Origin of the sequence: Streptomyces sp. NPDC005808 (genome assembly GCF_042871385.1) — a bacterium.
GTDB lineage: Bacteria > Actinomycetota > Actinomycetes > Streptomycetales > Streptomycetaceae > Streptomyces.
In genome coordinates, this window is sequence record NZ_JBIAIK010000007.1 from 414404 (window position 1) to 439163 (window position 24760).

Below are 24760 nucleotides of genomic sequence, written 5' to 3' on the forward strand. Positions count from 1 at the left end.
TACCCCAACCCCACAGCAATGACGGACGCGTCTAGGAGCCGGCCCGTTCCTTCGCGGCAGCCTCAGCAGCCGCTTTTTCGGCCTCGGCCTCGGCGGCCTTCGCAGCCTGGGCCTCGGCGGCCTTCGCAGCCTGCTTCCTTACCTGTTCGGCTTCCTTCTCGGCTTCCTTGTGCGCCTGCTTCTCGGCCTTCGCCGCCTCCGCGATCTGCCGCTTGGCGGCCGTCGCGTAGATGTCGACGTACTCCTGGCCGGAGAGCTTCATGATTTCGTACATGACCTCGTCGGTCACCGCGCGCAGCACGAAACGGTCGTGCTCCATGCCGCTGTAACGGCTGAAGTCGAGCGGCTTGCCGATACGGATGCCCGGTCGCATCAGCTTGGGCATCACCTTGCCCGGCGGCTGGATCTTCTCGGTGTCGATCATCGCGACCGGGATGACGGGCGCCCCGCCGGCGAGCGCCACGCGCGCGAGGCCACCGGGTTTGCCGCGGTAGAGCCGGCCGTCGGGCGAGCGCGTGCCCTCCGGATAGATACCGAACAGCTCACCGCGCTCCAGGACGTCGATACCGCTCTTGACGGCCGCCTCGCCCGCGCCGCGCGCACCGGAGCGGTCCACCGGGAGCTGGCCGACGCCCTTGAAGAAGGCGGCGGTCATCCGGCCCTTGATCCCGGGTGTCGTGAAGTACTCGGCCTTCGCGATGAAGGTCACCTTGCGGTCGAGGACTGCAGGCAGGAAGAACGAGTCCGAGAACGACAGATGATTGCTCGCCAGAATGGCGGGGCCCTCGGCGGGGATGTTCTCGAGGCCTTCCACCCAAGGTCTGAAGGCGAGCTTCAGCGGCCCTCCGATGGAGAACTTCATTGCGCCGTAGATCAACCGAGTGCCTCCTGTGTAGTAGGTCAGACCTTATCCCGGAGCACTGTCAAAGGGCCCGACGACCCTGGTCGGTGTCAGTGCGGTCGCGTACGGTGAAGTACGCCTCGAACTCCCGGGGTCGTGTCCTGCTCCCGCCGCTTGTCCCATTCCGCCCGTCTCATGAACAGGAGACCGAAGGTGCCGGTCCTTCCTGGAGCCGAGCCGTTCCGCCATGAAGGCGGAGAGGTCGGCGTCCTCCTCTGCCACGGTTTCACCGGTTCCCCGCAGTCGCTGCGCCCCTGGGCGGAGTATCTCGCCGAGCGCGGTCTGACCGTCGCTCTGCCGTTGCTGCCCGGGCACGGCACCCGCTGGGAGGACATGCAGCTCACCGGCTGGCAGGACTGGTACGCCGAGGTGGACCGCGAGCTGCGCGCCCTGCGCGAGCGGTGCGCGCAGGTGTTCGTCTTCGGCCTCTCCATGGGCGGAGCGCTGACCCTGCGGCTCGCCGCGAAGCACGGCGACGAGGTGAGCGGCATCGTCGTCGTCAACCCGGCGATCAAGGTGCACGGCCTGGCGGCGTACGCCCTTCCGGTGATCCGGCACGTCGTCCGCACGGTGCACGGCATCACGAGCGACATCGCCAAGGACAGCAGCATCGAGATCGGCTACACCAAGGTGCCGCTGCACGCGGCGCACTCGATGCGGAGTTTCTACCGGCTCGTCGACGGCGAACTGCCCCAGGTCACCCAGCCGATGCTGCTCCTGCGCAGCCCGCAGGACCATGTGGTGCCGCCCGCCGACTCGGCACGGATCCTCAGCCGCGTGTCGTCCACGGACGTGACGGAGATCCTGCTGGAACAGAGCTACCACGTCGCGACGTTGGACCACGACGCGGACCGGGTCTTCGAGGAGAGCTACGCGTTCATCGGCCGGCTCGCACCCAGCGTCGGCAAGGAGTCCGACGCGGGTCGACCGGTTCAGCAGGAAGGGACGGCCACGGGTGGCTGAGCACGAGGCGGACCGCGACGATTCCGAGGAGAAGGGCGTGCCCCTGGGCGAACCCTTCGGTGAGCCCCTCGGCGACGAACAGAGCGTGCCCTTCGACGAGGAGGCCGCGTGGCAGGCGATCGTCTCCGGGTACGGCGAGGAGCCCAAGGACCCGCCGGGCGCAAAGCCGTTCAAGTCGGTGGAGGACCTGGCCCTGCTGGAACCCGAGACGAACGACGACAAGGCCGGGACCGCGACGGAGAGCACGACCGACGACACGGCTGAGGACGTGACCGGGGACGTGACCGGGGACAAGTCCTCACCCGCGAAGCCCGTCGGCAGCTCGGTCGCCTTCGCCCCCGGCGTCGCCGGCCCGCGTGACTTCCGGGCTCCCGAGCCCGCCGACGAAGACTTCGACGAGGACGACGAGGGCCACTTCGTACCGCCCGAGCCGCCCCCGCTGCCCGCGGCCGACACCACGGCCAAGTTCGCCTGGCTCGCCGTCCTCGGCGGCCCCGTCCTGCTCCTGCTGGCCGTCCTTCTCGGCTGGGACATGACCTGGTGGCTCGCCACCCTCGGCATCGGCGGCTTCCTCGGCGGCTTCGCCACGCTGGTGACCCGCATGAAGAGCGACGACGAGGACGGGGACGACCCGGGCCGGGGCGCGGTGGTCTGACCCCGCACTGCGCTAGGACCTGTCCGGCCGATCATGCCGCAGACGCGGGGTGTGGCACGCCCATCTGCCGCGTTGTCGTCACTCGCCGACGCTCCGCGTCGACTCCCTCCTCCGCCTTGCAGCTGCACGCACCACACCCCGCTCACGGTGTTCACAAGGCCCTGGCCCTTTCCTGCGACTTGATCGGCCGGACAGGTCCTATCTGATCGGCACCCGGAGGGCGGCCAGCACCGGAAGGTGATCGGTCGCCCTCACAAGGTCCCCCTCCGCAACACCCGGAAGGCCCAGCGGCACCCCGCAGCCCAGCACCTCCACCCCCTCCGTGGCAAAGATCGCGTCGATCCGCTGGTGCGGATCCACCGCGGTGGAGGTCAGCTCACCGCCCCAGGGCCGGGTGGCCCAGCCGTCCTGAAGGGCAGCGCCGAGCCGCTTGAAGGTGCGTCCGTCCGCCCGCTCATTGAGATCGCCGCCCACGACAGCATGAGTCGTGCCAAGACGGGCCACCTGCTCGAGCAGCATGCCGCCCTGCTCGAACCGCTCGTCCTCCCGCAGCGAGAGATGACAGCTCACCACCCCCACCCGGACACCACCGAACCGGACCACCGCCGTCGCGAACCCGCGCCGGTGCAGCCCGGGCGTGAGCGGAAGCAGAACGTCCTCGGTACGCTCCACCGTCGCCCGCAGTGAGCACAGCAGCGCCGGCCCGGACGCGGTACCCCCACCCGACAGAACAACCTGCCCGGACGCCGCCGCAAGCCGCGCCAGCTTCTTCCGCCACCGAAAGAACCGCGGAGCCTCCTGCACCAGCACAAGGTCCGGCGAACAGGCACCGATCACCCGCGCAAGCGCATCCGTGTCATCACGCATCGACCGAACGTTGTAACTGAGGACCCGAACAACAGCCGAACCATCAGCTTCAGTACCGGAGTTGGGCAGCACCCTGACCCCACCGGACGAGTTCGTAGGCATGACGATCAAGATACGACAACACAGCCTCCGAGACCCCGGCACGCCCCGCGCCCGCATGGATGACCGCCGGGGGAACACCCGCAGCCGCCCACGCACTGGTCACATTGGTCGCACCAGACGCACCAGACGCACCAGACGCACCAGACGCACGACAACGCCCGCCGCCCCCCGGAGAGGGGCACGGCGGGCGCACATCACACAGCGGACGTCACATGATCGGATCCGGCTCCCGGGCCAGGTCCGCCGCCCCCACAAGTCCGGCCTTGTTCCCCAGCTGCGCCGCGATCACATCAGCGACGGGCCGCCAGTTGCCCCCCACCAGCCACCGCTTGTACGACTTGCGAATGGGGTCGAGAACCAGCTCGCCCTCGTCCGACAGACCGCCGCCCACGATGAAGGCGGACGGGTCGAAGAGCGAGGCCAGGTCGGCAAGGCCCGCACCGGCCCAACGGGCCAGCTCACGGTAGGAGTCCACCGCGACCGGGTCACCCTGACGCGCGGCGACCGAGATGTGCTTGCCCTCGATGCCGTCGGGGCTGCCGTCGCCCAGCGCGAGCAGGATCTCCGCGTTCTCGGGAGTCGCGTTCGCCCGCTGCTTGGCGTACCGGACGAGCGCCCGCCCGGAGGCGTACTGCTCCCAGCACCCCTGCGACCCGCACCCGCACAGCAGGCCGTCGGGCACCATCCGGATGTGGCCGAACTCGGCGGCGACACCGAAGTGCCCGCGCCGCAGCTTGTTGCCGATGATGATGCCGCCGCCGAGACCCGTGCCCAGCGTGATGCAGATGACGTTCCGGTGGCCCTTGCCCGCGCCGAACTTGTACTCGCCCCAGGCGGCCGCGTTGGCGTCGTTCTCGACGACGACCGGCAGCCCCACGCGCGATTCGACCTCGGCCTTCAGCGGCTCCTGCCGCCAGTCGATGTTCGGCGCGAAGTACACCGTCGAGCGCTGGCGGTTCACGTATCCCGCCGCACCGATACCGACGCCCACGATCTCGTGCCCGGCGCGCGCACCCTCCACCGCGGAGGCGATGGCGTCCACGATGGCCTGCGGCGTGGTGGGAGTCGGCACCTTGTGGGTCGAGAGGATGTTGCCTTCCTCATCGACCACACCGGCCGCGATCTTCGTGCCGCCGATATCGACGCCGATGGTGAGTCCCATGAATCCCTCAGTTTCGGTCGAGCCCCGCTACGGCCAACCGTACCCGAGCTGCCATTAGTCCAAGTCGATGTGTTCCCCTGGACCGGTGCCCTCGTCGTGAGGACCCCTGTCCCGGGTCGTCCAGCGCCGTTCCTGTGCCTCGACGGCCGACCGGTAGGCGGCGAGCAGCTCGGAGCCCGCGGTCGCGAGGTGGTCGAAGACCTCGGGGTTGCGCTCTATGACGGGTTCGACGGCTGCCTTGGCCTGCTGTACGACCTGGTTGACCATCTGCTGGGCAGCGCCGCCGGCGACCGCACCGAGGAGCGGCGACTGCAGTCCGGACAGCTTGTCGGCGACGGTGTCGACGAGCTTGCGCAGTTCCTCGGCGGCCGAGCCGGGCGGTGTGCCGTACTGGGCGCGGCGCCGGGCCTTCTCCGCCGCGAGATCCTCGGCCACCGCGTGCGCCCAGGCGTCGGCATCGACGTCGGCCGCACGGGCTTCACCAGCCGCTTCCTGAGCGGCGTCGGACGGCGTGCGCTCTTCGCTCATGGCGGTTCTCCTGACTACGTTTCGTCCCTCCGACGTTACCCGAACGGAGGTACGTGATTCACCGTGTGCGCGGCCACAGTCCGGGGTCCGGCGCGAATCGGATCCTCAGCTCGCCCTCACGCAGGGCGGCGCCGTCCACGGTGCAGCGCCGCAGGGCCGAGGGCAGCGGCACGATCCGGCGGAACTGTCCGGCGGTGACGACGAGTTCGTCGCCGCGCCGGATCAGGTCCAGCTCCTCGCGTATGGCGCCGGGGAGCGGGATGCGCCAGACGAGGACGCCCTCGTCGGCAAGACGGTCCTCGAGGGGCCACTCGACAGGGGGCGGCGTCCGGTTGACGACACCGGGTACGGGGAGCGCGGCGAGGTCGTCGGTGCCGCGCGGGTCGTGGCCGCGGTGGGGGACCTCGTGGACGTCGTACGCCTCCTGCCACTCGTCCAGGCCCTTGCGCTGCTGGGCGGCGAGGGCGGCGAGCCAGGTGTCGTTCGTGGCTCCCGGCAGCACGCGGTTGGCGACCAGGGCGTCGACGGAGATGCCGCGCAGGGCGAGAGCGGTGCCGGCGGCGCGTACGGCGTCGGCACCGGCGGGACCCGGCTCGGCGACCAGTCGTACGGTCGTGGCACGGTCCTCGACGACTGCCTCCACCGCGGCCAGTTCGAGGTCCCAGCGGGCCGCCGTCTCGTACAGCCACTCCGCGGGCATCGGGACCCCCGCGAGGCGGCCGAGGACGGGACGCAGGGCGCGCGCCGCCTGGCGTTCCGCCGGGAGGAGGCGGCGCAGATAGCGGCGGAGCTCCTCGGGGAGGGAGAGGAGGGCGAGGGCCTGCGGGGCCGGGGGAAGGTCGACGACGAGAAGGTCGTACGTGTCCGAGGTCGCCGCGTCGCGCAGGGCGCGGAGCAGGGCGAGTTCCTCGGCGCCGGGCAGGGGGGTGACCTCCTCTGCGTCCAGTCGGTTGGCGCCGAGCAGGTCGAGGGCGGTGGTGGCGCGGTCCTGGAAGGCGGTGAGGTCGGCGCGGAACCGCTCGGTGGCGTCGGGGCGCCAGGTGGTGAGGTTGTCGCCCGCCTCTGCCGGAGCGGGCCCCGTCCGTACGCCGAGGGCGGCGCCCAGGGTGTCCGTGCGGTCGGCACTCAGGACGAGGGTGCGGGTGCCGTCGCGGGCGGCCTTCAGCGCGGTGGCCGCGGCGACGGTGGTACGGCCGGAGCCGCCGGGGCCTGTGATCAGGATGGTGCGCATGAGGGTGAACGGTACCTGGGCTGGCGGGGGCGCCTTGGCGGGGTTCGGTGCAACCCCGTTTGCTTGGCACCCGGCGCCCGTGTCGGCGTAGAGGCGTTTTTCGCCCCCTCCGCCCCTGCCCGTCCCTTGTTCCTGGGGGCTCCGCCCCCAGACCCCCGTATCGCGCTGAACGCGCTCGTCCTCAAACGCCGGACGGGCTGAAGAGGAAAGATCTCAGCCCCGGACGGGCTGAAAGATCTTGGGCTACTTGGTCTCCTCCACCCGCTTCTTCAGGCCCGCCAGCGCACGGTCGATGATGACCTTCTCCGCCTTGCGCTTGATCATGCCGAGCATGGGGATCTTGACGTCGACCGTGAGCAGGTAGGTGACCTGGGTGGCGCCGGTGCCCGCGGGCTTGAGGATGTACGAGCCGTCGAGGGAGCGGAGCATCTGGGACTTGACCAGGGTCCAGGAGACCTCGTGGTCGCCGGTCCAGGTGTATCCGAGGGTCTGGTCGTCCTTGATGGCGCCGGCGTCCATGACGAGGCGCACCTGCTCCGCGCGGCCCTGGTCGTCCGTGGCGAGTACCTCCGCCTCCTTCACCTCGCCGGTCCAGTCCGGGTAGCGGGCGAAGTCGGCGATGACCGCCATGACATCAGCCGGTGCCGCCTCGATCGTGATGCTCGAACTGGTGTGTTCAGCCATCGCCGTGGCTCCTCCAGATACGGTCCGGTGAGGGAGGGTGGTGCGCACGTGTGTGCAGCGTGAAGGCTACCGCGCAACGGACGGGGTGCCGTCACCCGCACCCGGCCGGGAGCAGGGTCGGTCCCTCACCACTCCAGGGCCCACGGCCGCCCTGAGCCGGCGAAGTGGCCCACGTTCACGCACTCGGTCGCCCCGATCCGCATTCGCCGTGCCAGCGGCTGGTGGACGTGGCCGAAGAGCGAGTAGCGGGGCCGGGTACGGCGGATCGCGTCCAGGAGGGCCAGGCTGCCGCGTTCGAAGCGACGAGCCACCGTGTCGTAGACCAGTTCCGGCACCTCGGGCGGGATGTGGGTGCACAGCACGTCGACCTCGCCGACGGCCTCGATCTTCGCCGCGTACTCCTCGTCGCTGATCTCGTAGGGCGTGCGCATGGGGGTCGTCAGCCCTCCGCCGACGAAGCCGAAGGTCCGGCCGCCGATCTCCACCCGCTGGCCGTCGAGCACCGTCGTGCCGGGTCCGGCGTATTCCGGCCACAGCAGGGGCATGTCGACATTGCCGTAGGTCGCGTACGTCGGTGTCGGGAAAGCGGCGAACAGCTCGGCGTACTGCTTGCGCACCGCCTTCTCGATGGTGGTCGCCCGGCCCGTGCCGACGCCGGCCCACAGCCGGGCCCCGAAGTCCCGCGCCTCCTCGAAGCGGCGGGCGGTGCGCAGCTCGACGATGCGGTCCGCGTTCTCGACGCCGAAGAGGTCGGGGAAGATGCCGCGCGAGTGGTCGGCGTAGTCGAGGAAGAGCACGAGGTCACCGAGGCAGATCAGCGCGTCCGCGCCATCGCCGGCCCTGGCCAGGTCACGGGCATTGCCGTGCACGTCACTGACCACATGAATGCGCGTCCTGCCGTTACCGCCTGGTGTGAGTGCCATGACGATCAAGCGTAGGCGTGTGCGGCATACGTGAACAGGAGCGGGCCGGACCAGCGGTTACTGGCCAGTCGAGAAAGCCGTGGACTACTCTGCGCCAAGGAACAGCAACCTGTGTGACACGGCGAACATCTCGTCCGACCCCCCTGTCGAAGTAGCCATACCGACGGGTAACGTCCGGGCAGTCCATTCGTACTCAGGTTTTCAACAATGATCCCCCTGAGTGCCTGCCCAAGCCTTGGAACGCACCGTCGCAGCACACAGAGTCGTGGCGTCGGTGCCCAATGAGGAGCAGCAGTCTTGCGCGAGTTCAGCCTTCCGGCTTTGTACGAGGTCCCTGCGGACGGAAATCTGACCGACATCGTCCGTAGAAACGCCGCGCAGCATCCCGACGTCGCCGTCATCGCCCGAAAGGTGGGCGGCACGTGGACGGATGTCACCGCCACCGTCTTCCTCGCCGAGGTGCGGGCCGCCGCCAAGGGTCTGATCGCGTCGGGCGTGGAGCCCGGTGACCGCGTCGGCCTGATGTCGCGTACCCGCTACGAGTGGACCCTGCTCGACTTCGCGATCTGGAGCGCGGGCGCGGTCACCGTGCCGGTGTACGAGACCAGCTCGGCGGAGCAGGTGCAGTGGATCCTCAGCGACTCGGGCGCGACCGCCTGCGTCGTCGAGCTGGACGCGCACGCGGCCACCGTCGAGTCGGTACGCGACCGGCTGCCCGCGCTGAAGCAGGTGTGGCAGATCGAGGGCGGCGGCGTGGAGGAGCTGGGCCGCGCGGGCAAGGACATCACCGACGAGTCGGTCGAGGTGCGCAGCTCGCTCGCCAAGGCCGACGACCCGGCCACCATCGTCTACACGAGCGGGACGACCGGCCGCCCCAAGGGGTGCGTCCTCACCCACCGCAGCTTCTTCGCCGAGTGCGGCAACATCGTGGAGCGGCTGCGCCCCCTGTTCCGTACGGGCGAATGCTCGGTGCTCCTCTTCCTGCCGCTCGCGCACGTCTTCGGACGCCTGGTGCAGGTCGCGCCGATGATGGCGCCGATCAAGCTGGGCCTCGTCCCCGACATCAAGAACCTCACCGACGAACTGGCCTCGTTCCGGCCGACGTTGATCCTGGGTGTGCCGCGCGTCTTCGAGAAGGTCTACAACTCGGCGCGCGCCAAGGCGCAGGCGGACGGCAAGGGCAAGATCTTCGACAAGGCGGCGGACGCGGCTATCGCGTACAGCCGTGCGCTGGACACCCCCTCGGGCCCGTCCTTCGGTCTGAAGATCAAGCACCGGACCTTCGACAAGCTCGTCTACAGCAAGCTGCGGGCGGTGCTCGGCGGCAAGGGCGAGTTCGCCATCTCCGGCGGCGCCCCGCTCGGCGAGCGCCTCGGCCACTTCTTCCGGGGCATCGGCTTCACGGTCCTGGAGGGCTACGGCCTGACCGAGTCCTGCGCGGCCACCGCCTTCAACCCGTGGGACCGCCAGAAGATCGGCACGGTCGGCCAGCCGCTGCCCGGTTCGGTGGTGCGGATCGCGGACGACGGCGAGGTACTGCTGCACGGCGAGCACCTGTTCAAGGAGTACTGGAACAACGAGGCGGCGACCGCCGAGGCCCTTGCCGACGGCTGGTTCCACACCGGTGACATCGGCACGCTCGACGAGGACGGCTATCTCCGGATCACCGGCCGCAAGAAGGAGATCATCGTCACCGCGGGCGGCAAGAACGTCGCCCCGGCCGTGATCGAGGACCGCATCCGCGCGCACGCACTGGTCGCGGAGTGCATGGTGGTCGGCGACGGGCGCCCCTTCGTCGGCGCGCTCATCACCATCGACGACGAGTTCCTGGGCCGCTGGGCCGCCGAGCACGGCAAGCCGGCCGGCTCCACCGCAACGTCGCTGGGCGAGGACGCGGACCTGCTGGCAGCGATCCAGAGCGCGATCGACGACGGCAACGCGGCGGTGTCGAAGGCGGAGTCGGTGCGGAAGTTCCGGATCCTCGGCTCGCAGTTCACCGAGGAGTCGGGGCATCTCACGCCCTCGCTGAAGCTCAAGCGGAACGTGGTGGCGAAGGATTACGCCGACGAGATCGAGAAGATCTACCGGGGCTGACGCCCCGGAAACGAACTCCCGCCGTAGGGGCGAAGGTTCGATGACGAACCACCGGCCGTGCGTGGCTGGTCGCGCAGTTCCCCGCGCCCCTTCAGGGCGCCTCCGCAGAAGCGCGCCTTCAGGGGCGCGGGCGCGGGGAACTGCGCGAGCAACCCACAACCACCCGCAGCCGCCGGGAGCCGGCAAGCGGCACCCCTGCCAGCGCTATAGCAACTCCCGCAACCGCCCCGCCAGCAGATCCCAGCGCCACCTCTCCTCGACCCACTCCCGCCCCCGCTCCCCCATCCGGCGCCGCAGCTCGGAGTCGCCGAGCAGCGGGAGGATGCGATCGGCCGCCGCCTCGGGCGACCCGCCGCGGACGACCCACCCCGTCTCGCCGTCCAGCACCGCGTCAGGCGCGCCCCCGGAATCCCCCGCGACAACGGGCAGACCGGTCGCCGACGCCTCCAGATAGACGATGCCGAGCCCCTCGACATCGAGCCCGCCGCGCCGCGTACGGCAGGGCATGGCGAACACGTCACCCGCGCCGTAGTGGGCCGGCAGCTCCGACCAGGGCACCGCGCCGGTGAAGCGGACCGAGTCGGTGACACCGGTCTCGTGCGCGAGCTTCCGCAGCTCCTTCTCGTACGGCCCGCCTCCGACGATCAGCAGCACCGCCTCCGGCTCCTCGGCCAGGATGCGGGGCATCGCGAGGATGAGGGTGTCCTGCCCCTTGCGCGGGACGAGCCGCGAGACGCACACGACGACGGGGCGGTCGGTGAGCCCGAGCCGGGCGCGGACCTCGGCGCCGCCGGAGCCCGGGTGGAAGGTCTTCTCGTCGACACCGGGCGGCAGTTGGACCATCCGCCCGGCCGCCTCGGGGGTCAGCGCGCCGGCGATCCGCGAGCGCGTGTACTCCCCGAGATAGGTGAGGGTGTCCGTGGAATCGCCGATCCGGCGCAACAGCCCACGTGCGGCGGGCAGTTGGGCCCACCCGGCCTCGTGCCCGTGGGTGGTCGCCACCAGCCGCCGCGCGCCCGCCCTGCGCAGCGCGGGCGCCATCAGGCCGAGTGGGGCCGCCGCCCCGAACCACACCGACGTACAGCCGTGTTCCCGCAGCAGCCCGACCGCGCGCCGGGTGGCGGCCGGAGTGGGCAGCAGCATCGTCGTGCGGTCCCGTACGACGGTGAAGGGCTGCTCGGCGTCGAAGGCGGCGGTCGCCTCGGCGCCCTCACGGCCCCGCTTCCAGGTGGAGGCGTAGACGACGAGCCGCTCGGGATCCAGGCGCAGCGCCATGTTGTGCAGGAATGCCTGGATGCCGCCGGGCCTGGGCGGGAAGTCGTTCGTCACGATCAGGGTCTTGTGCATCGCGTTCGACACTATCGAACCTATACTCACAGCTCCGTACGGCCGCGCTTGATGGCTCCGCACAGCATCGCGCGCCATCATGACCCCGCCAAAACACATCCGCAGAGCATCGTCGGCTCGCGCGAGATCCGGACGAACGAGGGCCAGGTACGCATGACGGGCGCAAAGGGGGCGAGGTTCCCGTACGCGATGACGGGAATCTGGGGCCTGACCAGGCTGCTACTGCTGCTCTTCGTCTTCAGGTACTTCGTCTTCCCGGGCCCGGACGTCACCAGCGACGTCTCCGTGATCTACCGGGGCTGGTACGAGGTTCTGCGCACCGGCACCTTCCCGCTGGACGACGTCACCTGGCAGTACCCGCCGGCCGCCGCCCTGCCGATCCTTTCCCCCGGCCTGCTGCCCTTCCTCGACTACGCGTCGGCCTTCTTCCTGCTGGCCTTCGCCGCCGACGTCCTGGTGTTCTGGCTTCTCCAGTACGCGGGACAGCGCTCCGGCAGGTCGCTGCGCGGCGCCTGGGTGTGGGTGGTGGGCGTACCGCTGCTAGGGCCGACCGTCTACGCGCGCTACGACGTCATGGTGACGGCCGTCGCGGTGGCGGCGCTGCTCGCCGGGGCGCGTCATCCGCGGGTGATGGGGGCGCTGGTGGGCTTCGGGGCGATGCTGAAGGTGTGGCCGGTGCTGCTGCTCGTCGGGGTCGTCAGGCGCCGTGCGTGGGCCGCGGCGGCGGTCTCCGCGGCGGGGATCGCGGTGCTGTTCGCGGTGTCGATGCCCGGCGCCTTCGCCTTCCTGACCTTCCAGCGCGACCGCGGCACCGAGGTGGAGTCGCTGGGGTCCCTCGTCTTCCATGTGGCCCGGCAGTACGGCTGGGACGGCCAGGTGCTGCTCAACTACGGTTCCGTGGAGTTCCTGGGCCCGGGCGTCGACCTGGTGAGCACGCTGGCGCTGGTGCTCACGGCGCTCGCCTTCGGCTGGCTGCTGCTGTGGCGGCTGTGCGCCAAGCGGTTCCTGACGCACACGCCGGCCGACGCCGCGTTCGTGGCGGTGCTGATGTTCACGACCACGAGCCGGGTGATCAGCCCGCAGTACATGGTGTGGCTGGTCGGCCTCGCGGCCGTCTGTCTCTGCTTCCGTGCCAGCCGGATGACGGTGCCGGTCGGCCTGGTGCTGATCGCGTCGTTCGTGACGGTCCTGGAGTTCCCGATCTGGTTCTCGCACGTCGTGGTCAGCGACGGCCTCGGTGTCACCCTCCTGTTCGTCCGCAACGGCCTGCTGGTGATCGCCACCGTGACCGCCGCGGTGACCCTGTGGCGCGACACGGTCTCCCACCCCACCCCGACACTCCCCGCTCAGGCGACCCGCACCAAGGAGACCTCGGCGTCCTCCTGACGGCACGCACCGCGGGCGGAGCGAAAGTGGCTCGCGAACGGAGAGCTGAACACGCCCTGCATCCCGCTGGGTTGCGCCTCCCGACCTCAGCCCAGCTGCGCCCGCAGATACTCCCGCCACTGCTCCGTGAACTTCTCCGGTGTCGTGTGCAGCACGTCCCGGAGGGCGTCCTCGACCGCTCCCGTCCGCTCGTCGTGGCCGCCGACGGCCCGGTAGAAGTCGTTCAGGCGGGCCTCGCCCCAGCGTTCGGCGATCAGCCGGCAGGCCAGCCAGCCGCCTTCGTACGCCTGCGCCAGCTGTGCCCCGTCCCCGGTGAATCCGAAGTCCGCATCGTGCGGGAGCGCGGCCGGTACATGCCCGTCCGCGACGGCGCGCTCCAGCTCCGGGGCGATCTGCGTGACGGTGCGCCCGCTGCCGAGGTAGCCGACCCAGTCCGCGTAGCCCTCGGAGAGCCACAGCGGCGTGGCGGCGTCGGTGTGGGCGCGGGTGGCGACGTGCGTGGTCTCGTGGGTGAGGACGACCTGTTTGCCGAGGTCACCGAGGATGCCGTACGCGTCGGGGTTGACGATGATCCGGTCCGCGGGCGCCTTCGCCGAGGCCCCCGCCTCGCCGGTGGTGACCGCCGCGATGCCCTGGTACCCGGACGCCGGAGCGCCCAGCAGCCCCGCCATGCCCTCCAGCGACCGCGGTACGAGCACGACGACGTGACCCGACCAGTCGGTGCCCCACGCCTTGGACACGGCGGGCACGGCACGGTCCGCGAGATCCGCGTAGGCGCGCAGCCGGTCCTGCGACTGGCCGACCCCCATCACCAGGCTGTGCTCGCCCCGTAGGACCGTCACCGCGCCCTGCTCCCACAACTGCTCGCTCGCGTCCTCGGCGGGCTTGTCCGAGGCGACGTACCAGTTACCGTCGGTGCGGGTCAGGCTCAGGGTGCGGGCGGCCGTCACGGGCGCGGTGTCGTAGCCGTCGACGCGGTAGCTCAGCTCGGCGTCGGCGGTGGCCCGGTCGCCGGAGCGGTGGAAGCCGGTCACGCGGTACGACCAGGCCGCCAGCGGCACCTCGCGGAGATTCCCGAACTCGGTGACGGGGGCGCCCGGTTGTTCGGTGGACCGGTACGCCTGCTCGTCCCGGTCCAGGAGGGCCACCGCCCGCCGGTCCAGGACCCGCTGCACCTCGGCCGCCGCGGTGTCCGGGACCGCGCTGCCGCCGCAGCCGACCAGCACGGCGAGCAGCAGCACCAGGGAGAGCCCCGCTCGCGATGCGCGCCTTCGACCAGCCACGTTCCCGATCGTACGGTGACTTCGCGCGGGGTCAGACCCTGGTGACCGACGAGACGGGCATCATGCCCACGGGGTCGTAGCGGACGGGCGCGCCCGGGTAGGGCGCGTGGATCACCTGCCCGTTGCCCATGTACATCGCGATGTGGCTGGCGTCGTCGCGGTAGGCGATCAGGTCACCGGGCTGTGCCTGGGCGAGCGGCACCTGCCGTCCGGCGTACCGCTGGGCCTGCGAGGTGCGCGGCAGACCGACCCCGGCCTGCCCGTACGACCACTGCATGAGGCCCGAACAGTCGAAGCCGCCGGGCCCGTTGGAGCCCCAGACGTACGGGCGGCCGAGCGCGGAACGGGCCGCGGCGACGGCGGCTGCCGCGCGCCCCGACGCGGGGGCCGAGCCCGCGAAGTCGGGCATGTCGGAGCGCCCGGAGCGGGACGCCCGGTCATAGGCGGCGCGCACGGAGTCGGGCAGCGCGTTGAGCAACTGCCGCGCCCTGGTCAGCTTCTGCTCGACGGTGCTCTTGTGCTCGGCGACGGCCTTGCGGCTCTTCTCCAGCTCGGCGAGCTTGCCGGTGGCCTCCTCGCGGTGCTGGGCGAGGTCGCGCATGGCGGACTGGAGCTCCTTGAGCTCGCCGGCCTGGTGGGTGTTGATCCGGTCGAGGACGGCGGCCTTGTCGAGGTAGTCGTCCGGGTCTTCGGAGAACAGCAGCGCGAGGGAGGGGTCGATACCGCCCGAGCGGTACTGGGCCCCGGCGAGCGAACCGAGCGCGTCACGCCTGGTGTTGATCCGCTCCTGCTGCCGGGCGATCTCGTCCTGGGCCTCACTCACCTCCTCGCGCAGCGAGTCGGCGCGCTCGTCGGCCTTGTTGTACGCCTCGGTGGCCTGCTCGGCCTGCTCGTACAGGCGGTCCACCTCGGCCCGGGTGTCGTCCTGTGGCACTGCGGCGGCCGGTACGGCGCCGAGGGCCGCGGCGGCGGCGGACATCACGCAGACGGCGAGACCGGCGGCACCGGCGCCCCGGTCCAGGCCGGGCGCTGCAAAGCGGCGATGGGACCCCACGAGTAGCCGCTCTCCCTTCCGCTGACGCTCCCCCGGAGTTGGAGGAAACGCCGCAGACAGTAGCCGTGCGACTACGCACTGGCCAAAGACCCCGGCGGGCACACAACGTGACACCCCGCCGGAGACGCAGGTCACCGACGGGGTGGGGGGTCAGCCGACGTCACCGCGATTCGCCCGTTCGGGCGGCGTGGCGAGGGCCTTCTCGGAGCGCGTGCGTCAGATCCGGACGCCGAACTGGAAGGGCATGTTGTTGATCGACTCGTAGCGCACGACCGTGCCGGAGCGCGGGGCGTGCAGCACCTGGCCGTTGCCCGCGTAGAAACCGACGTGGTGCAGATCGTCGTAGAAGATGACCAGGTCGCCGACCTGCAGGTCGCTCTGCGAGTAGATCCGGGTGCCGGCGTTGGCCTGTTCCTGCGAGGTCCGGGGTATGGACACACCGGCCTGGGCGAAGGCCCAGGAGGTCAGACCCGAGCAGTCGAACGAGGAGGGGCCGGAGGCGCCGTAGACGTACGGCGAGCCGATCACGGACTGCGCGGCGGCGTACGCGGAGCCGGCGCGGCCGGAGGCGGGAGCGCCGGAGCCGCTCAGCGCGGCGTTCTGGGCGGCGGTGCTGGCCTGCGCCTCCTTCGCGTCGAGGGCTGCCTGCTCCGCGGCCGTGAGGGTGTTGAGGAGCGTGTTGGCCTCGGCGAGCTTGGCCTGGACTTCCTTCTTGTTCTTGGCGAGCTCGGTGCGCGTCGCGGCGAGGTCCTTGAGCTTCTCGGAGGCTTCCGAACGCTGCTGGGCGAGCGCGCGCTGCTTCTCCTGGACCTCCTTCAACGTCTCGACCTGCTGATTGCTCAGCTGGTCCATCGTGGACGCCTTGTCCAGGTAGTCGTCCGGGTCCGCCGAGAGGAAGAGCTGTACGGAGGGGTCGATGGCGCCGGTGCGGTACTGGGCGGTGGCCATCGAACCGAGGCCGTCGCGCAGGTCGTTGAGCTCCTGCTGGCCGCGGGCCACGTTGTCCTGAAGGGTGTCGATCTCCTTCTGGAGCTTGTCCTGCTTCTCCGTGGCGCCGTTGAGCTTCTCGCTGGCCTGCTCGGCCTCGTCCTGGAGCTTGTCGACCTGGGACTTGACCTCGTCCACGCTCGGCTTCTCACTCGGCGCGGCGTTGGCGGCATTCGCGCTGAGGACCACGGCTGCGGCCGCGGCGGTGGTGAGCACGGTCACACGGGCGCGGCTCGGCTGCTTGGGTCGACGGTGGGACGCCACGAAGGCGAGCTCCTTCTTCCTCCAGCCGCCTGCCGATTGCTCCGACGGGCGGGCCCCCTCCGCCGTCACTCCCAATGAGTGATCACCCGAGCAGAGGTTCGAGGCCTGACCCTAGTGACCTTCTTGTGATCAGTTCAAATCCTGACAGGAAAAATCTCGGTCACTGAGGGTTTCTTTGCCGACAACTCACAAGCAGTAATGCGCACTTGACACTACGTTGCGTGAAGGTCGCGCCAATCCGGGCATCACACCCAGACGTTACGCATGGCACTTAGGTTGCCTATGGGGCGTACGCGGCATCCGGCTAGCCGCGTGAGAAGCGCTTGAGGAGCACCACCGAAGCCACCGGCCGCGCACCCGCCTTGGCGATCCCGTCGGCCACCTCACGGTCGGTGGAGACGACGATGACCGGCCGGCCCGGCGGCTCGGCGCGCACCAGCTGGCGGATCAACTCGTCCGCCGTGACACCGGGCTTGGAGAACAGCACGCGCACCCCGCGCGGCGGCGCGAGCAGCACCGGCGCGGCCAGCTCGGCCCCGTCGAAGACACACGTCACCTCGGCCCCGGTCTGCGCGGCGAGCTGCGAGAGCTGCCCGAGCAGCCTGAGCCGCTGCTTCTCCAGCGGCATCTGCGGATAGCCGGTCTTGGTGACGTTGTAGCCGTCGACCACCAGATGGGCCTGCGGCAGTGCAAGGAGCTGATCGAGAATCGCCGGGTCGTGTTCGGAAAGCGCCCGGGTCGCGATGTCCTTCGGCGTCATCCTTCCCGGTTCGACCGCGTCGACCGTCTCGGCGGGCCGCACGGACACGGGCGGCAGTGCGAGCTCCCGCCGCAGCCCCTGGGTGGCCTCAAGGACGGTGTCGAGCAGCAGTCGTACGCGCATGTCCTCGACGCTGCGGCCCTCGCGTGTCGCTCTCCGGGTCGCCTCCAGGGCCGCCTCGGCCTCCCCGAGCCGCGTCTTGAGCCGCCGGATCTCGCTCTCGGCGGCGGACACCTGGACCTGCGCCTCCGCCCGCCCGGTGTCCGTCTCGGCCTGCAGCTTCCGTACGGCCGCCTCGCCGCGCTTGACGTCACTGAGCGCCCCGCGCAGCTTGCGGTGAAGCGATTCGGCTTCCTTCTTCGCCGACTCCAGCTCCGTACGCAGCCGCTCGGTCTCCGCCTTCGTCTGGGCGCGGGCCTCCGCCAGCTCGTGACGCAGCCGCTCCATTTCGGCGCGGCTCTCCTCGTCGGCGCGCTCGGCGTCCGCCCGCAGGGCCTCCTCGCCCGCGGCGGCCACCAGCTTCACCCAGCCCGTCGGGCGCAGCACATAGGCCGCGGCCGCCACGTCCAGCGGATCCGCGGCCGGAGGCGGCGCGCCCGAGTCGAGTGCGCCGGTCAGCTCGGACTGCGCCTCTCTCAGCTTCTCGGCGATGCGCTGTCTGAAGAGAGGGTCCGTCTCCAGCGCGGCCGCCATGGCGTTACCGGCGAACTTGGCCCGTCGATTGGGCGCGAACCGTGCGAACTGCCGCAACTGCGTGGGTAGTTCGCCGATGGTCAGCCCGCCGAAGCCGTCGGAGACGATCTGCACGACCCGCCGGCGCACACCGTCGGGCAGCGGACGGTCGAGCACCTCGGCGGTGCCGTCGTCCGGCTCCCCGCCTGTGGTCTCCACCATCCGTCACCCCATTACGTGTGCGGGGCCCGCTCCCTCAGGAGCCGGCGCCCGGCCTGTCCACTAGTTCCACCTGGTCCAACGCGTTGCACCAGCGGCACCGCACCGACTCGATGGTCTCACTGACCACCTCGCGCTCCTCGACCTTGGGTTCCCCGGCGAGGTCGAGATGCACATACTCGACGACCTTCGACGAGCGGGTCACGTCGAAACGCGTGAGGTTGCCGCAGAGCGTGCAGCGCCACCGGGTCTCGGCAGTCGGGAGGGGAACCGTCATGTGGTGTCGTTCCTTCTGGTGTTCGTACCGCGCCAGTCTCCCTGGCGTGTATGGCTCGTAACCCTAAGGCCTGGCGGGTACTCGACGCTCGGCCGTCCACTGCGGCGAGGCACTCTGTGCGCATCCGTCCTGTTACGCCATGCTCTGCACCATGATCGGCAACTGGAGTACGACGGTCGGCAGGGCGGTGCGGAGTCGGCCTGCACCGGTGACGTACGGGCTGATCGCCCTGTCCTGCCTGATCTTCGTGATCGGCCCGGCGTCCGGCCTCAATCCGGTGTACGGCACCGGGGACGAGCTGCTGGCCGCCCAGCGGGCCTACTTCCGGCGCTGGGGTGTGATCCCCTCCGAACTCCTCACCGGCGACCCACGTGCGGCGCTCACGCCCGCCACGGCCCTGTTCATCCACGGCGGCTGGCTCCACCTCCTGGGCAACATGCTCTTCTTCTACGTCTTCGGGGTGATGACGGAGGAACGGATGGGCCGCGTCGAGTTCGCCCTCTTCTATCTGGGCTGCGGCTCTCTCGCCCTGCTGGGCTACGCGGTCGCCAACGCGGAGTCCCAGCAGACCCTGGTCGGCGCCTCCGGGGCGATCTCCGCGGTGCTCGGCGCGTTCCTGTACCTGTTCCCCAAGGCGCGGGTGACCAGTCTTTTCCCGTTCCTCTTCTTCCTGCCGCTGCGCTTCCCGGCCTGGGTGGTGCTGCCCTTCTGGGTGACCCTGCAGTGGCTGGCGGCGGGCCGCGCCTCCGCCGGCCCCGGGGTCGCCTATCTGGCCCACCTGGTGGGCTTCTCCCTCGGCTTCGGCTACGCGTGGGTGCGTTTCGGCCGGACGACTAGAGTAAAAGCCCCAGCCGCGGCCCCCGAGGGAGAAAACCAGCCGTGATCACCGCGATCGTGCTCATCAAGACCAGCGTGGACCGGATCCCCGAGATCGCGGAATCGATCGCCGCCCTCGACAGCGTCAGCGAGGTCTTCTCGGTCACCGGTACGTACGACCTGATCGCGATGGTCCGCGTGAAGGCCCATGACGACCTGGCGGACGTCATCCCGGGCAGCATCAGCAAGATCCCGGGCGTCGAGGGCACGGACACCCACGTGGCGTTCCGCACGTACTCCCAGCACGACCTGGAGGCGGCGTTCGCGATCGGCCTGGACGGCTGAGAGCCCGCGGCCGGGCCTCGTCCGCACTCAGCCGCTGATGTCCACGGCGGCGATTCCGTCCCCCGAGGGAACATAGAGACGCTCACCGCTGAGCACGGGGCTGTGCTGGTCCTCTCCGGTCGAGTCGCCGAGCGCCTCGCTCCACACCGGCTTGCCGTCCAGTCCCAGGGCGCACAGGACGAGCCCGCTTCGCAGATAGATCCGGTCCCCGCTCACCAGGGGGTCCGGCAGCCAGTCGCCGCCTATCTCGTACGTCCACGCCGTGCTGCCGTCGACCGCCCTGACCGCCTCGATGGTGCCCTGCCCGGTGGTGATCGCGAGCGACCGGTTCCCGGCGACCATCGGTCCACCGTCGGTCTCGTCCGACCACAGCCGCTTGCCGTCCAGGCCGAACGCGTGCCGGTTCACGAGTCCGCCCGACGCGACGACGAGGATGTCGCCGACGAGCGCGGGCCGGCCGATGTCCATGCCCGCGGTGACCGACCAGAGCTCGGTCCCGTCGTCGGCGTCCAGGGCCACCAGCTGGTCGCCGAAGGTACCCGTATAGATCACACCGTCCGCCACCAGGGGGACCTCGGTCGGACCGGCGGGCGTGGCCGCACTCCACAGCACGCTGCCGTCGGCCGCGTAGCAGCGGAGCCCGCCCTCGTCGGTGTCTCCGGTGGCCACCACCACGCCCTCACCCGCGAGAACCGGCGGGGCGTAGCCGTTCTCGCCGACGGCCTCGCTCCAGCTGGGCTTGCCCGCCTCGTCCACCGCGCACAGCCGGCGCCGCACCCTCTCCCGGTCCCACACGACGCAGAAGATTCCGTCCGGGGTGACGACGGGCGTCGACACCGACTCACCGAGCCTGACCGCCCAGCGTCGCCGGCCCGCACGGGACAGAGCGTGCAGCTTTCCGTTCGCGTCACCGAAGTAGACGGTTTCGCCGTCCGGCGACACGGCGACGCAGGGTCCGTGCAGGCCGCCGAGCCCGGCGGCGTCGTACTGCCAGGCGAGCGCGGCGGGATTCTCCACACCCACGGCGGACGCGGTCGCGGGGGGCGTGGAGGTTCCTGCTCCCTGCGTTCCGTTCCCCCGCTGCCACACCCACCACCCCGCTCCCCCGGTGGCTGCGACCAGCGCCCCGCCCGCCGCGGCCGTCAACAGTCCGCGCCTCGAAGGCCGTTCGGGTGCCGGTGAGCTGTTGGATGCCGAAACGCCCGTGACCGTCTCCGGGGCGATGTACTCGACGCGGCTCTCGCCCTCGCCCGACTCGCGCTCCGGAAGCCACCGTTCGTCGCCCGCGACCGTCGCCGGTGCGGAGGTGAGCCACCCCGGCCGCAGAGCCGCCCGCAGGGACGCCGCCGAATGTCCGGCGGCCCCGACCACCTCCCCGGGGGTGGGCCGGTCACCGGGTTCCTCCCGCAGACATGCCTCGACGAGCGGAAGCACGCGCGCCGGAACCCCCGAGAGGTCGAAGTCCCGGGTCACGATGCGCAGCAGGATCACCGAGTCCTGGCCCTCCCCGAAGGGTTCGCGGCCGCTCGACGCATACGCCAGTACGGCGCCCAGCGCGAAGACGTCGCTCGGCGGCCCCACCTCGGAGCCGTTGCGTATCTGCTCGGGCGAGACGTATCCGACCGAGCCGACCATGGCGCCGGTGCGGGTCATCGCCGTCGCCTCCAGCGCCCGTACGATCCCGAAGTCGATGACCCGCGGACCGTCCGGCGCCAGCAGGATGTTGGACGGCTTGAGGTCGCGGTGCACCATGCCCCTGGCGTGGATCGCGGCGAGGGCCTCGCCCAGTGCGGCGGCGAAGGTGAGCACCGCGTCCTCGGACAGCGGCCCGCCGTCGAGCACCGCGTCGCGCAGGTTCGGCCCGTCGACGAACTCCGTTGCCATCCAAGGCCGTTCGCCCTCGGGATCGGCGTCGACCACCCGCGCGGTGTAGGTGCCGCTGCCGCCGACGGTCTGCGCGGCCCGCACCTCCTGGCGGAACCGGGCGCGGAAGGTGCGGTCCTGCGCGTGCTCGGCCCGCACCACTTTCACGGCCAGCCGGAGCCCGGCCCGCGACTCGGCGAGATAGACCTCGCCCATACCACCCGCACCGAGCCGACCGAGCACCTCGTACGGACCGATCCGCCGTGGATCCGTCTCCCGCAGCGCCTGCACTCCCCGTGACTCCCCTGTTCGCCGTACCGCCGCCGAAGGGAGCGTATACGCCGTGCTCCCGTCAGGCGATCACACGGCCGGGACGCAACGCCCGTCCTGCGTGCGGTAGTTCCACTTCGCACCGTCCCGCACGAGCTCCTTGACCGCGCGCACGAAACGCTCGACGTGCTCGTCCGGGGTGCCCGCGCCGAAGCTGACGCGGATGGCGTTGAGGGACTTCTCGCCGGGCGCGGCCTCGGGAGCGCCGCACTCGCCCTGGGTCTCCGGGTCGCTGCCGAGGAGGGTACGCACCAGCGGGTGGGCGCAGAAGAGGCCGTCGCGCACCCCGATGCCGTACTCGGCGGACAGCGCGGCCGCGAAGTGCGAGCTGTTCCAGCCCTCCACGACGAAGGAGATGACGCCGACGCGCGGGGCGTCGTCGCCGAAGAGCGAGAGGACCCTGACCTCGGGCACCTCGGCGAGACCCGCGCGGACCGTCTCGATCAGGTGCTGCTCACGGGCGACGAGGGTGTCGAAGCCCGCCTCGCTGAGCGCCTTGCAGGCGGAGGCGATCGAGTAGACGCCGATCACGTTCGGTGAGCCGGCCTCGTGCCGGGCGGCGCTCTCGTGCCACTCCACGTCCACGCCGCCGTCCGTACGCCGCGACACCTTGCGGCTGGCGCCGCCGCCCGCCAGGTACGGCTCGGCCTCGCGCAGCCAGTCGGAGCGGCCCGCGAGGACTCCGGAGCCGAAGGGGGCGTACAGCTTGTGCCCGGAGAAGGCGACCCAGTCGACGTCGAGGTCGCGCACCGACACCGGGTGGTGCGGGGCGAGCTGCGCGGCGTCGAGCACGATGCGCGCGCCGTGCGCGTGCGAGGCGGCGGCCAGCTCACGCACCGGCCACAGCTCACCGGTGACGTTCGAGGCGCCCGTGACGCAGACGAGGGCCGGGCCGTGGGGGTCGCGGTGGCTGAGCGCGCGCTCCAGGGTCGCGACGGCCTCCCCCGGCGTACGCGGGGCGTTCAGGTACGTCACCCGCGCGTCCCGCCAGGGCAGCAACGCGGCGTGGTGCTCGGTCTCGAAGACGAAGACCTGGCAGTCGGCCGGCAGGGCGGCGGCGAGCAGGTTGAGCGAGTCGGTGGTCGACCGGGTGAAGACGACCTGGTCGTCCGCACGGCAGTCCAGGAACTCGGCGACGGTGGCGCGGGAGTTCTCGAAGAGGTCGGTGGAGAGCTGGGACAGGTACCCGGCGCCACGGTGCACGCTGCCGTAGTACGGGGCGTACGCGGCCACGTCGTCCCACACCCGCTGGAGGGCCGGGGCGCTGGCGGCGTAGTCGAGGGCGGCGTACGTGACCTCGCCACCGGTGACGAGCGGGACGGTGACATCTCGGCCCAGAACAGGCAGAGCTCCGGAAATGTCACGACAAACCGTCTGGTCGGCGGCAACGATGGAAGCAGACATGGCGAACTCCTGTGAGACGCGGGGAACATCACCGCGCGAGCCGGTCCATGGAGGTGGCGCTCAGCGCGGGAACGGGTGAAAGTGATAGGCGGAAAAGGGGCTCTACGCCCTATCGCATTCGCTTGCTCACAGAAGGCTCCCTCGAATGACCAGGACCCCTGGGCCTTAACCACTCAGAAGAGGGCGAGGGGTCCGCGCTTGCCGCAGACCTCGCTGCCTACGGCCTGGTCTTCACCCGGGGCACCCCGCCACGGACGGAGGGTTGCCGGACAGTCGGCCGGGGCCTGATGACTGTCACTCATGACCTGCCGAAAAAACTAACCGAACTGATCGCGACGGCGCAACCCGTGTCCGGATCCCGGAACCCGAAAGGGGCCGGACCTCTTCGCCCCAGCCCCTTTCGAACCGCCTCGCAAGGCGAGCTACGCGTTGGTCGCGGCCACCCAACGCTCGAGCGTCCGCTTGGCCGCCCCCGAATCGACGGCCTCCGCCGCCTGCGCCATCCCCGCTCGGATCTGCTCCGCGAGCGGCCCGTCACCCGGCGACAGGGCCACCAGCGCCGCCGCCGAGTTGAGCAGTACGGCGTCCCGCACCGGCCCCGTCTCGCCGTCGAGGAGCCGCCGCGCCACGTCGGCGTTGTACGTGGAGTCCGCGCCCCGCAGCGCCTCGATCGGGACCAGGTCGATTCCGACGTCCCTCGGGTCGAAGGTCTCCTCGGTGACCTTTCCGTCCCGTACGACCCACACCCGGGACGTGGAGGTGATGGTCAGCTCGTCGAGGCCGTCGTCGCCGCGGAAGACCAGTGAGGAGTTGCCGCGCTCGGCGAAGACGCCCGCCACGATGGGCGCCATGCGGGGGTCCGCGACGCCGACCGCCTGCGCCTTCACCCGTGCCGGGTTCGTCAGCGGACCGAGGGCGTTGAAGACCGTACGAATGCCCAACTGCCCACGTGCGGCGCCCACATGACGCAGCGCCGGGTGGAACTTCACCGCAAAGCAGAAGGTGATCCCGGCCTCCTCGGCCACCTCGGCCACCCGCTCCGTCGTCAGCTGCAGATTGACCCCGAGCTTTTCCAGGACGTCGGACGCCCCGGAGGCGGAGGATGCCGCCCGGTTGCCGTGCTTGACGACCTTCGCGCCGGTCCCTGCGATGACGATCGCCGACATGGTGGAGATGTTGACGGTCTTGGCCCCGTCACCGCCCGTACCGACGATGTCGACGGTCTTCCCCGGCACCTCGATCACGTTGGCGTGTTCGTACATCATCCGTACGAGTCCGGTGATCTCCTCGACGGTCTCTCCCTTGGCCCGCAGCGCCACCGCGAAGCCGGCGATCTGCGCGTCGGTGGCCTCACCGCGCATCATCAGGTTCATCGCCCAGGCGGTGTCGTCCGCACTCAGGTCACGGCCTTCGAGCAGGCCGTTCAGCAACCTGGGCCAGGAGCGGTCCGCCGTGGTGTCGCCTCCAGCGGGGGTCACAGCGCTCATGGTCGCTCCTGGGGTTCTCAGAGAGGTACGCGGGTGGGGGGGGGGCCCCCCCGGGGGGGGGGGCCCCCCCCCCACCCCCCCCCGCGGGGGGCCACAACCCCCCCCCAACCAAAGACGGGGGGGGCCCCGCGGGGGGCGCCCAGGGTGGGTGGGGTG

22 protein-coding genes and 1 riboswitch are annotated in these 24760 nt (G+C 70.7%); of the genes, 6 read left to right on the forward strand and 16 right to left on the reverse strand.

The annotated features are described in order from the left end of the window. Nucleotides 1–31: 31 nt before the first annotated feature. The gene (locus tag ACFYPC_RS18880) at nucleotides 32–862 is read right to left on the reverse strand and encodes a lysophospholipid acyltransferase family protein (protein WP_388677315.1); all 831 of its coding nucleotides are present in this window, start codon (nucleotides 860–862) and stop codon (nucleotides 32–34) included. 192 nt (nucleotides 863–1054) lie between these two features. Here ACFYPC_RS18880 and ACFYPC_RS18885 point away from each other — a divergent pair, with 192 nt between their 5' ends. Together ACFYPC_RS18885 and ACFYPC_RS18890 are read left to right on the forward strand one after the other, a co-directional pair. Then, nucleotides 1055–1864: an alpha/beta hydrolase gene (locus tag ACFYPC_RS18885; RefSeq protein WP_388677222.1), complete on the forward strand. Its 810-nt coding sequence runs from the start codon at nucleotides 1055–1057 to the stop codon at nucleotides 1862–1864. Next, nucleotides 1857–2519 (forward strand): hypothetical protein, encoded by a 663-nt coding sequence (locus tag ACFYPC_RS18890; protein ID WP_388677225.1) that lies wholly within the window; start codon nucleotides 1857–1859, stop codon nucleotides 2517–2519. Before ACFYPC_RS18885 ends, ACFYPC_RS18890 begins: the two co-directional genes overlap by 8 nt. Before the next feature lie 198 nt (nucleotides 2520–2717). On the opposite strand, the gene ACFYPC_RS18895 is transcribed toward ACFYPC_RS18890, so the two are convergent. From ACFYPC_RS18895 to ACFYPC_RS18920, 6 genes are all read right to left on the reverse strand, one after another. After that, nucleotides 2718–3488, reverse strand: a complete 771-nt coding sequence (locus tag ACFYPC_RS18895) for an endonuclease/exonuclease/phosphatase family protein (protein ID WP_388677228.1) — start codon at nucleotides 3486–3488, stop codon at nucleotides 2718–2720. Between the two features lie 208 nt (nucleotides 3489–3696). Further along, on the reverse strand, nucleotides 3697–4650 hold the full coding sequence (locus ACFYPC_RS18900) for an ROK family glucokinase (protein WP_388677231.1): 954 nt from the start codon (nucleotides 4648–4650) through the stop codon (nucleotides 3697–3699). Nucleotides 4651–4704: 54 nt separating this feature from the next. Then, nucleotides 4705–5178, reverse strand: coding sequence for a DUF5304 domain-containing protein (locus tag ACFYPC_RS18905; protein ID WP_388677233.1), 474 nt, complete (start codon nucleotides 5176–5178; stop codon nucleotides 4705–4707). A gap of 58 nt (nucleotides 5179–5236) precedes the next feature. Continuing rightward, nucleotides 5237–6409 (reverse strand): ArsA family ATPase, encoded by a 1173-nt coding sequence (locus tag ACFYPC_RS18910; RefSeq protein WP_388677235.1) that lies wholly within the window; start codon nucleotides 6407–6409, stop codon nucleotides 5237–5239. 243 nt (nucleotides 6410–6652) lie between these two features. After that, complete coding sequence (locus tag ACFYPC_RS18915) at nucleotides 6653–7093, reverse strand: SRPBCC family protein (RefSeq protein WP_384386652.1); 441 nt, start codon at nucleotides 7091–7093, stop codon at nucleotides 6653–6655. Nucleotides 7094–7218: 125 nt separating this feature from the next. After that, nucleotides 7219–8016: a metallophosphoesterase gene (locus ACFYPC_RS18920; RefSeq protein WP_388677238.1), complete on the reverse strand. Its 798-nt coding sequence runs from the start codon at nucleotides 8014–8016 to the stop codon at nucleotides 7219–7221. Between the two features lie 297 nt (nucleotides 8017–8313). Between ACFYPC_RS18920 and ACFYPC_RS18925 the strand changes: the two genes are divergently transcribed. Next, the gene (locus ACFYPC_RS18925; RefSeq protein WP_388677241.1) at nucleotides 8314–10110 is read left to right on the forward strand and encodes an AMP-dependent synthetase/ligase; all 1797 of its coding nucleotides are present in this window, start codon (nucleotides 8314–8316) and stop codon (nucleotides 10108–10110) included. Nucleotides 10111–10314: 204 nt separating this feature from the next. Here ACFYPC_RS18925 and ACFYPC_RS18930 read toward each other — a convergent pair whose 3' ends face one another. Then, entirely contained in the window at nucleotides 10315–11457 is a 1143-nt protein-coding gene (locus ACFYPC_RS18930) for a glycosyltransferase family 4 protein (RefSeq protein ID WP_388677244.1), read from the reverse strand. 153 nt (nucleotides 11458–11610) lie between these two features. Here ACFYPC_RS18930 and ACFYPC_RS18935 point away from each other — a divergent pair, with 153 nt between their 5' ends. Continuing rightward, nucleotides 11611–12843, forward strand: a complete 1233-nt coding sequence (locus ACFYPC_RS18935) for a glycosyltransferase 87 family protein (RefSeq protein ID WP_388677317.1) — start codon at nucleotides 11611–11613, stop codon at nucleotides 12841–12843. A gap of 86 nt (nucleotides 12844–12929) precedes the next feature. Here ACFYPC_RS18935 and ACFYPC_RS18940 read toward each other — a convergent pair whose 3' ends face one another. From ACFYPC_RS18940 to ACFYPC_RS18960, 5 genes are all read right to left on the reverse strand, one after another. Beyond that, nucleotides 12930–14126 (reverse strand): hypothetical protein, encoded by a 1197-nt coding sequence (locus ACFYPC_RS18940; protein ID WP_388677246.1) that lies wholly within the window; start codon nucleotides 14124–14126, stop codon nucleotides 12930–12932. A 31-nt stretch (nucleotides 14127–14157) separates the two neighbouring features. Continuing rightward, complete coding sequence (locus ACFYPC_RS18945) at nucleotides 14158–15180, reverse strand: NlpC/P60 family protein (RefSeq protein WP_388677248.1); 1023 nt, start codon at nucleotides 15178–15180, stop codon at nucleotides 14158–14160. Between the two features lie 216 nt (nucleotides 15181–15396). Beyond that, the gene (locus ACFYPC_RS18950; protein ID WP_388677251.1) at nucleotides 15397–16431 is read right to left on the reverse strand and encodes an NlpC/P60 family protein; all 1035 of its coding nucleotides are present in this window, start codon (nucleotides 16429–16431) and stop codon (nucleotides 15397–15399) included. Between the two features lie 304 nt (nucleotides 16432–16735). Then, nucleotides 16736–18085, reverse strand: a complete 1350-nt coding sequence (locus ACFYPC_RS18955) for an NYN domain-containing protein (protein WP_388677254.1) — start codon at nucleotides 18083–18085, stop codon at nucleotides 16736–16738. Between the two features lie 34 nt (nucleotides 18086–18119). Next, on the reverse strand, nucleotides 18120–18359 hold the full coding sequence (locus ACFYPC_RS18960) for a hypothetical protein (protein WP_266465096.1): 240 nt from the start codon (nucleotides 18357–18359) through the stop codon (nucleotides 18120–18122). A gap of 151 nt (nucleotides 18360–18510) precedes the next feature. Here ACFYPC_RS18960 and ACFYPC_RS18965 point away from each other — a divergent pair, with 151 nt between their 5' ends. Then, entirely contained in the window at nucleotides 18511–19242 is a 732-nt protein-coding gene (locus ACFYPC_RS18965; RefSeq protein WP_388677256.1) for a rhomboid family intramembrane serine protease, read from the forward strand. Continuing rightward, nucleotides 19239–19520: an Lrp/AsnC family transcriptional regulator gene (locus tag ACFYPC_RS18970; RefSeq protein ID WP_388677259.1), complete on the forward strand. Its 282-nt coding sequence runs from the start codon at nucleotides 19239–19241 to the stop codon at nucleotides 19518–19520. Before ACFYPC_RS18965 ends, ACFYPC_RS18970 begins: the two co-directional genes overlap by 4 nt. A 27-nt stretch (nucleotides 19521–19547) precedes the next feature. Here the strand turns inward: ACFYPC_RS18970 and ACFYPC_RS18975 are convergent, their stop codons facing one another. From ACFYPC_RS18975 to trpD, 3 genes are all read right to left on the reverse strand, one after another. Beyond that, nucleotides 19548–21674, reverse strand: coding sequence for a PQQ-binding-like beta-propeller repeat protein (locus ACFYPC_RS18975; protein ID WP_388677261.1), 2127 nt, complete (start codon nucleotides 21672–21674; stop codon nucleotides 19548–19550). 69 nt (nucleotides 21675–21743) lie between these two features. Further along, nucleotides 21744–23117: an aminotransferase class V-fold PLP-dependent enzyme gene (locus ACFYPC_RS18980; RefSeq protein WP_388677263.1), complete on the reverse strand. Its 1374-nt coding sequence runs from the start codon at nucleotides 23115–23117 to the stop codon at nucleotides 21744–21746. A gap of 189 nt (nucleotides 23118–23306) precedes the next feature. Continuing rightward, a riboswitch (SAM riboswitch) is annotated at nucleotides 23307–23423 on the reverse strand. Between the two features lie 116 nt (nucleotides 23424–23539). Continuing rightward, nucleotides 23540–24604: an anthranilate phosphoribosyltransferase gene (gene trpD, locus ACFYPC_RS18985; protein ID WP_388677266.1), complete on the reverse strand. Its 1065-nt coding sequence runs from the start codon at nucleotides 24602–24604 to the stop codon at nucleotides 23540–23542. Between the last annotated feature and the right edge of the window lie 156 nt (nucleotides 24605–24760).